This is a genomic window from Sandarakinorhabdus oryzae (genome assembly GCF_009733735.1).
GTDB lineage: Bacteria > Pseudomonadota > Alphaproteobacteria > Sphingomonadales > Sphingomonadaceae > Sandarakinorhabdus > Sandarakinorhabdus oryzae.
Window position 1 is genome coordinate 56503 of sequence record NZ_WNJP01000001.1, and the last position, 11143, is coordinate 67645.

Consider the following 11143-nt stretch of genomic DNA (forward strand, 5'->3'; position numbering starts at 1 on the left):
AGCCCTCTGTTCCTACCATGCAGTGTAGTGCGGCCGGCGTGTGTAGGACAGGAGGAAGGAGCCTCCGGCGGGCAGGGTTGCAGACCCTGCACCCGTTTGTTTAGGGGCGCGTTGGTTGCACGGTGAACCCCAAGTCCGCTATTATGAATGTCTCGCTCAACAGCGGGGCTGATACTAGCTGGTTGACCGTGAATTGATGATGGAACCCGATGATTTTCTAATGATGGGCGCTCCGGTGCTTGGTGCTTGTCTCGAACCACTGGGCTTCGCGTTCAACATTGAACAGCCGTCACTGCAAGGCAGTGGCGGCCTGTTTGCCTGGGGCGCTTTTCGCCGCGATGATCTTGGCATCCGACTCTGGGCGCGTAACGAGAAACTCGGTGTCGTCTTGTATCAGGTCGGCTCAGTCGAGTTCACACACACCGCGCCCACATGCGCGTGCTGGGCCGGGAGGCTCTGGCGCAGTGGCCCGGATTCGACGATGGCGATCTGCTGGGCGGATTTCGCCGACTGCTTGATGATCTGCGCCACTGTGAGGAGTTCTTAAACGGCAATGCCGCAAAAGTTGCCGCCGCAGCGAAGGCGCTGGCGCCAGAACGAGGGGGCCTGCAGCGACTGCACTACTGAGTTTGTCGCGGCTGTGATCTGGCTCATCCATGAAAGCGTGCCCAAGAGATTGCCTCCGGCGGGCAGGGTCGTGGACCCTGCACCCATGTGTTTGGAGCTGACTTCTCCCCTGCCATCTCTCGCCGTCACCCCGGACTTGATCCGGGGTTCCGCTTGCTTATGGCTCCGCCCCGTTGCCAACACCTGCCTGTCAATTATAGAACAAGGCCATGATCTTCGACCAACCGATCGAGCATATGACGAGTCTGTTTGCAGAACAGTTTCTACCAGATGGAAACGATTATCTCTACAGAAGGCAGTTGACGGCTGCTCCGGTCAGAGTGACCAATAGGGAGCGTGACGATTTTGTTGCAACCTTTCGTCGTCAGGCGCGCATCAGTTTCTGGGCGACTTCGCTAGGCCTGTTGCTGTTGACTACGATCTTGATCAGCATTTCCATGAACGACGAAACCCTGGACTTCGAGATGGGTATCTATGTGATCATCGGGCTGGTTACGGTGCCATATTTCTGGTTCTTCTGGCTGGCATGGAACGCGCCGCACCGCGAATTGCGCCATCGTGCCACGGCAGGCGCCGCACTGACGAAAGACCAAGCGAGGCGCTTGGCTTTGGACAAGATCAGTTATGGGCAACTTGCCGGCGTTGCCGGTTGTAGTTTGTACTTCGTGTGGATTGCATGGGAAAAGCATGGTGGATTCGTCGGCGGGGGCCGCTTCTGGCTGTGTTTTGCCGGGCTGATGATGCTGGTGGCTGTCGTACAGACCGTTCGCAAGTGGCGGCAGGATCGTACCTGAAAGAACTCGCCGCGCCCGCTCAGCCTGACAGCCCTGCAAACCAACCTTAGGCACGATCAGGCCAATATCCGCATCAAGCCAGAACTTGGCGGCCCCGCCCGGCGCGCTTCCGCAGGTTGCGCCGATGCGTTATGGTTTCACGGTCTGGGTGGGGGAAATCATGGCAGCGGCGATCAGGGCGCGCTTGGAAGTGGTGGCATGGACCGTCCTGACCGGTGCCATCGGCTATTTCGTGCTGCGGGACGTGCCGCAATATGCTGATTTCAGCTCGGCGGCTTACAATGATTTTCCGCGAACACGCTTTTACCTGGTCCCGCATCTCGTGGGCGCCGGGCTCGGCATATTGGCGGGCTTGCTGCAGTTTTCGGCGCGCATCCGGCGGCAATGGCCGGTGGTGCACCGGGTCAGCGGGCGCATATATGTGATTGGCTGCCTGGTGGGCGCGCCGGCGGCGGCCATGCTGGCGTTGAACAGTGACTGTGTGACCTGTCGGCCGGCGCTGGGGTCGCTGGCGGTCTATTGGTTCGCCACGACGCTGGTGGCCTTCATCTTCATCCGGCAGCGCAGTTTCGCCGCGCATCGCGCTTTCATGATCCGCAGTTTCGTCGCGATGAATGTGTTCGTGATCGTGCGCATCGGCTATCTGCTGGCTGGCGCCGCCGGACGGGAGCCCAGCGTGCGCACGATGGTGGAGTTCACCTGTGTGTTTGCCCCGCTGCTGCTGTGCGAGGCCTGGCTGTCATGGAGCAGTGATGTCCGCGCCGGTGCTGCCGCGGCGCGCAAGATCGGCGCCCGCAAGGCCGGCTGAACCGGTCAGGTGCCGGCGAACCATTCGTAGCCGCGATCGGGCCAGTAACCGCCCTTGCCGCCGCCGAACGGCGCCAGGCTGTCGGCGACAACGATCTGCATCAGATATTTGGCCTGCTTGTAGCCCAGTTGGCGTTCGACGCGCAGGCGCACTGGGGCGCCGTTGCCGGTGGAGAGGGGTTGGCCGTTGAGGCTGTGGGCCAAGATGGTCTGCGGGTGGACGGCGTCGACCAGGTCGATGCTCTCGTAATAGCGGCTTTTCGATTGCAGGCCGCCCTTGGCGGGTTCGCCGCCATAATCATCGGCGCACAGGAAGACGATGTAGCGGGCGCCGTCGCGCAGGCCGGAGGCTTTCAGGATGTGCGCCAGTTGCGGCCCGGTCCATTGGCCGATGGCGCTCCAGCCTTCCACGCAGTCGTGGCGGGTGATCTGGGTGCGTTGCGGCAGCGCGCGCAGCTGGGGGAGGCTGAGGGACAGTTCGCGCTGGACCAGGCCGGTCACCTTCAGCCGCCAATCGGTGAACTTGCCGGCGGCAAGTCGCTGCCATTCCGGGTTGGTGGGTTCGTGGGTGCCGTTGACCTTGAAATTGGGCGAGATGTCGGCCGCGGAAAACTCGCGGGCCAGGCCGTCGCGGCCGGCGAGGCGTTGCCAGCGGTAGGTCGCCTGTTCGCCGGATTCCACCACCGCCTTGGCCGTCGAATTGCGGGTGAGCGCGTCGCAGCCGGTGAGCATCAGGCCGGCGGGCACGGCGGTGAGCAGCTGGCGGCGCGCGAGGATCATTTGTCACCTCCGACGGTCATGCGCCCGGTGATCATCGCGCCGATCTGGCGGATCGGGCCGGAGAGGATGACGAGCACGAGGTGCAGGATCAGGAAGCCGGCGATGCCGGCCATGGCGAGGAAATGCACCGAACGGGCCGATTGGCGGCCGCCCCACAATTGATCGAGCCACGGCCAGGCGGCGTCCATGCCCGGCGACATGGCGAGGCCGGTGAGGATGACGGTGGGGATGAGGACGAGGGTGACGCCGGCATAGGCGAGGCGCTGCAGCACTTCGTAGGACAGCGCGGCCTCGCCCTTGGGGAAGCGCAATCTGGCGTGCTCGACAATGTCGTGCCACAGATGGCCCGGTGCCAATTGCCGGGCGCTGGGCAGGATCTCGCGCCACAGCCGGCCGGAGAGCAGGCCGTAGAGCAGCCAGGCCAGGCCATTGAGGATCAGTGCCCAAGCGGCGAAGAAATGCCAGGTCCGCGCCGTGGCGAGGTCGCGCATCGCCGGCAGCGTGGCCCAGTGGGGGAAGGCGACGACGTTGGTGCCGCCGGACGGCGTTTTCGAGACGCCGAGGAGGCCGGTGGTGGGGATGCGGGTGCCATTCACATCAAGCCAGCCGCTGGGCTGGCGCCACGGCGGTGATGCGCCGATCTCCAGCCAGACCCGCTCGCGCTGGTCCACCGAACCGGCATTGCCCCAATAGAGCCGCGGGTGGGCGCCGAAGATGTTGAGCCCGGTCATCAGCAGGGTGATAATGGCCAGCGCGTTCAGCCAGTGGGTAAGGCGCACCAGCCAGTGGTGGCGCAGCACGATGCGCGGCCGGGGCGCCGGTGGCGCCAGCGGGGCGGAAGGGGCGATCGATGACATGGCTTGACCGAAGCTGTTCGCGTGAGGCGTGGCCGAGGTTACACCAGGCGAGAGGGGTGGCATAAAAATATTATTTGGCCATGATGCCGGCGATGCTGCGGATTTTCTCTGCCACGGGCCACCATCTTGTCATGGCCGGCGATACCCTGCCGGAGGACGCGGTGTGGATCGACCTGTTCAACCCGACGCCGGAGGAGGAGCGCCAGGTCGAGACGGCGTTGGGCTTTGGCGTGCCGACCGCCGATGAAATGGCGGAGATCGAGACTTCCAGTCGGCTCTATGTCGACAATGGCGCCATCGTGATGACGGCGACGCTGGCCACCGGGCTGATCACTGAAACGCCGGAAACCGTGCCGGTCAGCTTCGTGCTCGGCCGCAACCATCTCGTCACCGTGCGCTATGCCGAGATCCGCAGCTTTGATCGCTATGCCGCCCAGTTGATGCGCACGCCGGGCCAGTGCAGCAGCGCGCCGCTGGCGCTGATGGGGCTGATCGATGCCATCGTCGATCGGCTGGCCGACGGGCTGGAGCATGTCGGCCGCGAGGTGGACCAGATCAGCCGCGCCGCCTTTCGCCGGGCTGAGGCCAAGGGCCGGCAACAGCGGCGATCGAACCTGGCCCTGCAGGCGCTGCTCACCCGGCTGGGCGCGGCGCAGGACGGGCTGAGCAAGGCACGCGAATCCGTCGTGTCGCTCACCCGTGCGCTGTCGTTCCTGCAGTTTGCGGCGCCAAAGGATGCGGGGCTGTCGGCGCAGATCAAGACGCAGGTGCGCGATCTGGCCAGCCTGGCCGACCAGGCCAGCTTCATCGGCAGCAATCTCACCTTCCTGCTGGATGCGACGCTGGGCCTGATCTCGATCGAGCAGAATGCCATCTTCAAGATCTTCTCGGTCGCCAGCATCGTGTTCCTGCCGCCCACGCTGGTGGCCGGGATCTACGGCATGAACTTCGTCCATATGCCGGAACTGGGCTGGGAATTCGGCTATCCGATGGCGCTGGCCATCATGCTGGCCGCCGCCGTGCTGCCTTATGCGATCTTCCGCTGGAGAGGGTGGCTTTAAGGCGGGTCCAGCGTGCAGCCATATTCGGGATCAAAGCGCGAGATGCGGCTGGCGAGCAGCGGCACGCCGGCGGTGATGGTGCGGTTGGCGCTGTCTTCCTCCACCTTCACCACCTCGGTGCCCGGCTCGCGATCGGTGTCGCAGCTCGCCATGTCGCGGCCGCTGACAAAGCGGCAGCTGCAGGTGACCTGGGCGATATAGCCCGACGCCAGCGCCGCCTGTCGTCCGGTGGTGGAATATCTGAGGCCGAGCCAGGCCCCGGCGGCAAGGCAGGCCAGCAGCACCGGCGCCCAGATCAGCCAGCGGCGGCGGGAGGGCGCGACGGGTGGCGGTTGGGGGGCAGATGTGTCACTTGCCAGCATGGGGGCAGGGCCTTTAGCGTGAAATTCATGACAAGGTGCGACAAGAGCCGGGCGCTCGCAAGCCTGTTGCTCGCCTGCGGGGCGGCGAGGGCGACGCTTGCCCAGGCGTCAAGTGCTGCTGTGGAGCGCCCGCCCGCAGCGATTCCGGCCACGGCGCCGGCCTCGGCCCTGCCCGCCGCCGATGCCTTCTTCACCGATCCGGCGCTGAAGGAAACAAGGGCGGTGATCGTGCTGAAGGACGGCAAGCCGATCTATGAACGCTATGCCCCCGGCTATGGCCCTGGCACGCGGCTGATCAGCTGGTCGATGGCGAAATCCCTTACCTCGACGCTGATTGGTTTCCTGGTGGCCGATGGCAAGCTGGAGCTGGACACGCCGGCGCCGGTGCCGGAATGGAAGGGCGATGCGCGGGCGAAGATCACGCTGCGCCAGTTGCTGCACATGGCGTCGGGCGTGAAGCATATCGAAGCCGGGCCGTCGCCGGAGATTGCCGACACCAACCGGGCGCTGTTCGCCGATACGTCGGCGGATATCTACAAGGCGGCGGTGGCCGAACCGGCCGAGGTGCCGCCGGGCACGCGCTTCCAGTACAACACGCTGACGACGCACATATTGGCGCGGATCGTGAGCGATGCGGTGGCGCCGGGGGCAACGCCGGCCGAGCGCCGCCGCAAGGTGCGCGCCTTCATCAATGACCGGCTGGCCGGGCCGGCGGGGATGGCCAGCCTGCTGTGCGAGTTTGATCCGCAGGGCAATCTCTATGGCGGCTCGCTGTGCTTTGCGACGGCACGCGATTGGGCGGCATTCGGGCAGCTGTATCTGGATGGCGGCGTGGTGGCCGGCGTGCAGGTCGTGCGGCCGGACTGGGTGCGCTTCGTGACCAGCCCGTCGCCAACCAATCCGGGTTACGGTGGGCAGTTCTGGCTCAACCGCAAGCCGGCCAACGGCAAGGATGAAGCGCTGTTCTGGCACGCCGGGCCGGCCGATGCCTATGCCGCCATCGGCCATCTGGGGCAGTATGTGATCGTGGTGCCGTCGAAGCATCTGGTGGTGGTGCGGCTGGGCAAGACCCAGGACGATGCGCTGCAACCGGTGCGCGATGGCCTGGCGAAATTGGTGAATGGCTTTCCGGCGGTGGTGAAATGACCACGGATTACCGGCTGATCGACATCAAGCTGGACGAGCGCACCATCCTGTGGCGCAACGCCGATATCGAGCAGGAGCGCCGCGTCGCCATCTTCGACCTGTTGGAAGGCAATGAATTCAAGCCGATCGCCGCGGCCGACGCGGGCCATCACGGGCCGTACAAGCTGCTGCTGGGTGTGGAGGATGGCCGGCTCGACGTGACGGTGAGCAATGGTGACGACATCCAGGTCGATGCCTTCCAGATCGCGCTCAGCCCGTTCCGTCGCACCATCCGCGAATATTTCGCCATCTGCGACAGCTATTACCAGGCCATCCGCCAGGCCAGCCCCGGCCAGATCGAAACCATCGACATGGCGCGGCGCGGCATCCACAACGATGCCGCCGAGCTGCTGAAGGAGCGGCTGGAACCCCGCGCCATCGTCGATTTCGACACGGCGCGCCGCCTGTTCACCCTGATCTGCGTCCTCCACATCAAAGGCCACTGATGTCCGTCTTGTCTGACCGCTGGATTCGCGAAACCGCCCTCAACGAGGGCATGATCGAGCCGTTCGTCGAGCGCCAGACGCGCGGGGGGTGCATCAGCTATGGCCTGTCGAGCTATGGCTATGACGCGCGCGTGGCCGACGAGTTCAAGATCTTCACCAATGTCGACAGCGCCATTGTCGATCCCAAGGATTTCCGCTCCGAAAGCTTCGTCGACCGCAAGACCGATGTCTGCGTGATTCCGCCCAACAGTTTCGCGCTGGCCCGCACGGTCGAATATTTCCGCATCCCGCGCGACGTGCTGGTGATCTGCCTGGGCAAATCCACTTATGCCCGCTGCGGCATCATCGTGAACGTGACCCCGCTGGAGCCGGGCTGGGAAGGGCATGTCACCCTGGAATTCAGCAACACCACGCCGCTCCCGGCGCGCATCTATGCCAATGAAGGCGCCTGCCAGTTCCTGTTCCTGAAGGGTAACGAGCCGTGCGAGGTGAGTTATGCCGATCGCGCCGGCAAGTACATGGGCCAGCGCGGCGTGACCCTGCCGAAATTGTAGGTCTGCCATGTTCGCAACGGGGGTGGTGCAGTCGCCTGCGCCGGTCTAACGCCGGAGCATGACCTCGCCTCAGCCTTCTTATCGCGACGGCCTGATCGCGGGCTTTGGCGCCTATGTGATCTGGGGGCTGATGCCGCTCTATCTGCGGCTGGTGCAGGGTGTGCCGGCGGGTGATGTGCTGGGCCACCGCATTGCCTGGTCGCTGCTGGTGCTCAGCCTGGTGATTGCCGCCACTGGCACGTGGCGGCGGGTGCCGGAAATCATGGCCAATCGGCGCACCTTGCTGCTGCTGTTCGCCTCGGCCGTGGCCATCGGTGTCAACTGGCTGGTCTATACCTGGGCGATCCTGAATGGCCATGCGCTCGACACCTCGCTGGGCTATTTCATCAACCCGCTGATCAATGTCGTGTTCGGCGTGGCGCTGCTCGGCGAACGGCTGGGCAAGCTGCAATGGGCGGCGGTCGCGCTCGCCGCGCTGGGCGTGGCAGTGCAGACCATCGCCCTTGGCCGCCTGCCGTGGATCAGCCTCACCCTGGCGCTGTCGTTCGGCCTCTATGGTCTGTTCCGCAAGAAGGCAGCGGTCGACGGTCTGTCCGGCCTGTTTGTCGAAACGCTGCTGCTCGCCCCGCTGGCGCTGGGCTGGCTGGCGACCCGGCCCTACAGCCTGGCTGATCTGCCCGGCTGGCAGCTGGCCGTGCTGGCCGCCAGCGGCGTGGTCACCGCCTCGCCGCTGCTGATGTTTGGCCGGGCGGCGCGGGTGCTGCCGCTCTCCACGCTGGGCCTGCTGCAATATCTGTCGCCCACCCTGGTGATGATCGAGGCCGTTACCCTGTTCGGCGAGGAATTGTCGCCGTCACGGCTGGCGGCGTTCGGCTGCATCTGGGCCGGGCTGGCGCTCTACACCTGGAGCTTGCGGCCAGTGGCGCAAGTCGCCCCGACACGCTAAGGCGGATTCATGGACAAGATCGTCATCCGCGGGGGCCGTCCGCTCAAGGGCCGCATCCAGATTTCCGGCGCCAAGAACGCCGCGCTCACGCTGATGCCGTGCGCGCTACTCACCGACGAGCCGCTGACCCTCAGGAACCTGCCGCGGTTGGCGGATATCGACACGTTCGGCCACCTGCTCAACAACCACGGCCTGTCCACCACCATCGAAGGCACCAGCCCGGATGAGTTCGGCCGCGTGATGACCGTGCGCGCCAACCGCATCACCTCGACGGTGGCCCCCTATGACATCGTGCGCAAGATGCGCGCCTCCATCCTCGTCCTCGGCCCGCTGCTGGCCCGCGCCGGCCAGGCCACCGTGTCGCTGCCCGGCGGTTGCGCCATCGGCAACCGCCCGATCGACCTCCACCTGAAGGCGCTGGAGCATCTGGGCGCCGAAATCGAGCTGGCGTCGGGCTATGTGAAGGCGACCGCGCCCAAGGGCGGGCTCCCTGGTGGCAAATATGTCTTCCCGATCGTGTCGGTGGGCGCCACCGAGAATGCCGTGATGGCCGCAGTGCTGGCCAAGGGCGTTTCGGTGCTGGAAAATGTCGCGCGCGAGCCGGAGATTGTTGACCTGTGCAACTGCCTGGTCGCCATGGGCGCCAAGATTCAGGGCATCGGCACCGAGAAACTGACCATCACCGGCGTGAAGGAACTGCACGGCGCCACCTATGCGGTGATGCCCGATCGCATCGAGGCCGGCAGCTATGCCTGCGCCGCAGCCATTGCCGGGGGCGAAGTGGAACTGGTCGGTGCGTCGGCCGAGGACCTGGGCGTGACGCTCGACATGCTGCACGAAGCCGGTGTCGAGACCGCCGAGACCGCCGATGGCATCATGGTCAGCCGCACCGGCACCATGCGTGGCATCAATGTTTCGACCGCGCCCTATCCGGGCTTTGCCACCGACATGCAGGCGCAGTTCATGGCGATGCTCACCGTTGCCGACGGCGCCTCGCTGCTGACCGAGACCATCTTTGAAAACCGCTTCATGCACGTGCCGGAACTGGCGCGCATGGGCGCCGACATCACCGTGCGTGGCCGCAGCGCCATCGTGCGCGGCGTGCCGAAACTGAACGGCGCCGAAGTGATGGCGACCGACCTGCGCGCTTCGATGAGCCTGGTGCTGGCCGGGCTGGCGGCGGAGGGCGAAACCACGGTGAGCCGGGTGTATCACCTCGATCGCGGCTATGAGCGGCTGGAAGAGAAGCTCCAGGCCGTGGGCGCGGATATCGAGCGCGTCGGGGATGGCTGACCCCGGATCGGCGTCCGGGGCAGGACGCCTCGCCCTCCTCGGCCAGGAGCCGGGGGATATCGAGACTTTTTCGGCGCTGCTGCAGGATGCAACGCTGCGGCTGGCCGATGTCGGCTTTGACCGCAAGGCGCGGCGGCTGGCGCTGCTGATCAATCGCTATCGCCGCGAGGCCGACGCGCCGAGCCGCATCCGCTGCGCCTTCCGGGTGGAAACCGTGAGCGCCGTGCAGCGCGCCGGCTGGCCGGCAGACCCGGAGGCCGTCACCGCGATCCTCTCGCTGACGATAGATGGCGACTGGCTGGTCATCACCTGCGCCGCCGGCATCGCGATCCGGGCGCGGGTTGAGGTGATCGAGCTGGTGCTGGAAGACATGGGCGAGGCGTGGGGCACCACGCGGGTGCCGAGCCACGATTAGTCGGCTTTGCGCCTGAATTGACTCCATTCCTGGAACCGGATTGACTTGCCTTCATGGCATTTGATCCAAGCAGGCTGCTTCCGGGTGTCCCCGCAGACTATGTCCTTGCCCGGTTGAGGGGTGCGGCTGGAAAAGAACTCGAGTCCGGCAAGTTCTTCAGCGACCAATCGTCGTCAGCCCTCGCCGTCAATGTCTTTGCGTGGTTCCAGCCACAGCCCGAGTTGCTCCCGCGCTTTCCTGGTCTTGGTGATCTTGGCCCGGCAATGGCGGTCGATGTCGAATTCGAGGCGCGCTTTCCATGGGCCGGTGGCCGACATCCTTGGCTCGATTCTGGCATTGTGACGGCGCAGCATCTGGTTGGCATCGAGTCCAAACGGTTCGAGCCATTTCGCGATTCAAAGCAGGCACATTTTGCCGACACCTACCTCGAGCGTCGCAGCCTGTGGCCCAACACCATGGCGCCGTGGTTTTCTGCGTTGGAAGCGCTCAAGCGGAACCCGCGGCAGTTTCGCTTTCTGGATGCCGCCCAGCTGATCAAGCACGGTCTGGGGATCGAGCAGACGGCGGCTCGTCAGGCATTGTCGCCTGTGCTCGCGTACATATTTGCCGAGCCAGCCGAATTGGCCGGTAAGCCCATTGATCCGTCTGACATTCGCTCCCATCGGGCGGAGATAGCGGCGTTTGCCGAAATGATTGGCAATGGGCCAGTTCGTTTCGCGGCTTTCAGTTATCGGGACTGGCTGGAAACCTGGCCAGATGAGCCTGCACTGACGGCACATCGGGCCGCGATCATGGACTTGTTCAAGCCCTGAGGCGCCGCTCCACCCCCACCAGCACCAAAGTCGCGACCGCCGCCTTCACGCCCGCCCCTGGCAGCAGCACGGCCAGCGCGCCGACATCGCCGCCGCGCCAGGCAATCACCACTCCGCCGAGCACCAGCAGCAGGGCGTGGGCGGCCAGCATCAGGCCCAGCGTGCGCCGCCAGGTCCAGCCCGGCTGCCAGCGCATCGCCAGCC

General features: G+C 65.2%; 15 protein-coding genes. 11 read left to right on the forward strand and 4 right to left on the reverse strand.

Translation table 11 applies throughout. The features are described 5' to 3' along the window. Window positions 1-432 precede the first annotated feature (432 nt). The 3 genes from GJ693_RS00335 to GJ693_RS00345 all read left to right on the forward strand — a co-directional run bounded on the left by GJ693_RS00335 (window position 433) and on the right by GJ693_RS00345 (window position 2229). Window positions 433-627, forward strand: a complete 195-nt coding sequence (locus tag GJ693_RS00335; RefSeq protein ID WP_156254343.1) for a hypothetical protein — start codon at window positions 433-435, stop codon at window positions 625-627. Window positions 628-836: 209 nt separating this feature from the next. Then, a complete protein-coding gene (locus GJ693_RS00340) occupies window positions 837-1421 on the forward strand; it encodes a hypothetical protein (RefSeq protein ID WP_156254344.1) in 585 nt (194 codons plus the stop codon). Between the two features lie 124 nt (window positions 1422-1545). Beyond that, window positions 1546-2229 (forward strand): DUF2306 domain-containing protein, encoded by a 684-nt coding sequence (locus GJ693_RS00345; RefSeq protein WP_156254345.1) that lies wholly within the window; start codon window positions 1546-1548, stop codon window positions 2227-2229. Window positions 2230-2234: 5 nt separating this feature from the next. Here the strand turns inward: GJ693_RS00345 and GJ693_RS00350 are convergent, their stop codons facing one another. Then, entirely contained in the window at window positions 2235-3008 is a 774-nt protein-coding gene (locus tag GJ693_RS00350; protein ID WP_156254346.1) for a molybdopterin-dependent oxidoreductase, read from the reverse strand. Continuing rightward, entirely contained in the window at window positions 3005-3865 is an 861-nt protein-coding gene (locus tag GJ693_RS00355; protein ID WP_156254347.1) for a cytochrome b/b6 domain-containing protein, read from the reverse strand. The genes GJ693_RS00350 and GJ693_RS00355 overlap by 4 nt, the downstream gene beginning before the upstream one ends. 131 nt (window positions 3866-3996) lie before the next feature. Here GJ693_RS00355 and GJ693_RS00360 point away from each other — a divergent pair, with 131 nt between their 5' ends. After that, window positions 3997-4926: a magnesium transporter CorA family protein gene (locus tag GJ693_RS00360; RefSeq protein ID WP_197041836.1), complete on the forward strand. Its 930-nt coding sequence runs from the start codon at window positions 3997-3999 to the stop codon at window positions 4924-4926. Here the strand turns inward: GJ693_RS00360 and GJ693_RS00365 are convergent. Continuing rightward, window positions 4923-5288 (reverse strand): hypothetical protein, encoded by a 366-nt coding sequence (locus tag GJ693_RS00365; RefSeq protein WP_156254348.1) that lies wholly within the window; start codon window positions 5286-5288, stop codon window positions 4923-4925. The genes GJ693_RS00360 and GJ693_RS00365 overlap by 4 nt on opposite strands. Before the next feature lie 27 nt (window positions 5289-5315). Here GJ693_RS00365 and GJ693_RS00370 point away from each other — a divergent pair, with 27 nt between their 5' ends. Genes GJ693_RS00370 through GJ693_RS00400 form a run of 7 tightly spaced genes read left to right on the forward strand, consistent with a single transcriptional unit; the run spans window position 5316 to window position 10939 of the window. Continuing rightward, on the forward strand, window positions 5316-6434 hold the full coding sequence (locus tag GJ693_RS00370) for a serine hydrolase domain-containing protein (protein ID WP_156254349.1): 1119 nt from the start codon (window positions 5316-5318) through the stop codon (window positions 6432-6434). After that, a complete protein-coding gene (locus GJ693_RS00375; RefSeq protein ID WP_156254350.1) occupies window positions 6431-6919 on the forward strand; it encodes a UPF0262 family protein in 489 nt (162 codons plus the stop codon). Before GJ693_RS00370 ends, GJ693_RS00375 begins: the two co-directional genes overlap by 4 nt. Further along, window positions 6919-7473, forward strand: a complete 555-nt coding sequence (gene dcd, locus GJ693_RS00380) for a dCTP deaminase (protein WP_156254351.1) — start codon at window positions 6919-6921, stop codon at window positions 7471-7473. Before GJ693_RS00375 ends, dcd begins: the two co-directional genes overlap by 1 nt. Window positions 7474-7531: 58 nt before the next feature. Next, the gene (gene rarD, locus GJ693_RS00385; protein ID WP_156254352.1) at window positions 7532-8419 is read left to right on the forward strand and encodes an EamA family transporter RarD; all 888 of its coding nucleotides are present in this window, start codon (window positions 7532-7534) and stop codon (window positions 8417-8419) included. A gap of 9 nt (window positions 8420-8428) precedes the next feature. Then, window positions 8429-9712: a UDP-N-acetylglucosamine 1-carboxyvinyltransferase gene (gene murA / locus GJ693_RS00390; protein WP_156254353.1), complete on the forward strand. Its 1284-nt coding sequence runs from the start codon at window positions 8429-8431 to the stop codon at window positions 9710-9712. Then, complete coding sequence (locus GJ693_RS00395) at window positions 9705-10127, forward strand: DUF2948 family protein (RefSeq protein ID WP_197041837.1); 423 nt, start codon at window positions 9705-9707, stop codon at window positions 10125-10127. Before murA ends, GJ693_RS00395 begins: the two co-directional genes overlap by 8 nt. A 53-nt stretch (window positions 10128-10180) precedes the next feature. After that, a complete protein-coding gene (locus GJ693_RS00400; protein ID WP_156254355.1) occupies window positions 10181-10939 on the forward strand; it encodes a PGN_0703 family putative restriction endonuclease in 759 nt (252 codons plus the stop codon). Here GJ693_RS00400 and GJ693_RS16700 read toward each other — a convergent pair. Continuing rightward, window positions 10929-11143, reverse strand: a 215-nt coding sequence (locus tag GJ693_RS16700; RefSeq protein WP_197041838.1) for a hypothetical protein, incomplete at its 5' end; no start/stop codon positions are given. The two genes, GJ693_RS00400 and GJ693_RS16700, sit on opposite strands and share 11 nt — an antisense overlap.

What these genes read in the sequence shown, in the direction of transcription:
- GJ693_RS00335 (WP_156254343.1), top strand. Translation starts at nt 433, where the DNA reads ATGCGCGTGCTGGGCCGGGAGGCTCTGGCGCAGTGGCCCGGATTCGAC.
- GJ693_RS00340 (WP_156254344.1), top strand. Translation starts at nt 837, where the DNA reads ATGATCTTCGACCAACCGATCGAGCATATGACGAGTCTGTTTGCAGAA.
- GJ693_RS00345 (WP_156254345.1), top strand. Translation starts at nt 1,546, where the DNA reads ATGCGTTATGGTTTCACGGTCTGGGTGGGGGAAATCATGGCAGCGGCG.
- GJ693_RS00350 (WP_156254346.1), bottom strand. Translation starts at nt 3,008, where the DNA reads ATGATCCTCGCGCGCCGCCAGCTGCTCACCGCCGTGCCCGCCGGCCTG.
- GJ693_RS00355 (WP_156254347.1), bottom strand. Translation starts at nt 3,865, where the DNA reads ATGTCATCGATCGCCCCTTCCGCCCCGCTGGCGCCACCGGCGCCCCGG.
- GJ693_RS00360 (WP_197041836.1), top strand. Translation starts at nt 3,997, where the DNA reads ATGGCCGGCGATACCCTGCCGGAGGACGCGGTGTGGATCGACCTGTTC.
- GJ693_RS00365 (WP_156254348.1), bottom strand. Translation starts at nt 5,288, where the DNA reads ATGCTGGCAAGTGACACATCTGCCCCCCAACCGCCACCCGTCGCGCCC.
- GJ693_RS00370 (WP_156254349.1), top strand. Translation starts at nt 5,316, where the DNA reads ATGACAAGGTGCGACAAGAGCCGGGCGCTCGCAAGCCTGTTGCTCGCC.
- GJ693_RS00375 (WP_156254350.1), top strand. Translation starts at nt 6,431, where the DNA reads ATGACCACGGATTACCGGCTGATCGACATCAAGCTGGACGAGCGCACC.
- dcd (WP_156254351.1), top strand. Translation starts at nt 6,919, where the DNA reads ATGTCCGTCTTGTCTGACCGCTGGATTCGCGAAACCGCCCTCAACGAG.
- rarD (WP_156254352.1), top strand. Translation starts at nt 7,532, where the DNA reads ATGACCTCGCCTCAGCCTTCTTATCGCGACGGCCTGATCGCGGGCTTT.
- murA (WP_156254353.1), top strand. Translation starts at nt 8,429, where the DNA reads ATGGACAAGATCGTCATCCGCGGGGGCCGTCCGCTCAAGGGCCGCATC.
- GJ693_RS00395 (WP_197041837.1), top strand. Translation starts at nt 9,705, where the DNA reads ATGGCTGACCCCGGATCGGCGTCCGGGGCAGGACGCCTCGCCCTCCTC.
- GJ693_RS00400 (WP_156254355.1), top strand. Translation starts at nt 10,181, where the DNA reads ATGGCATTTGATCCAAGCAGGCTGCTTCCGGGTGTCCCCGCAGACTAT.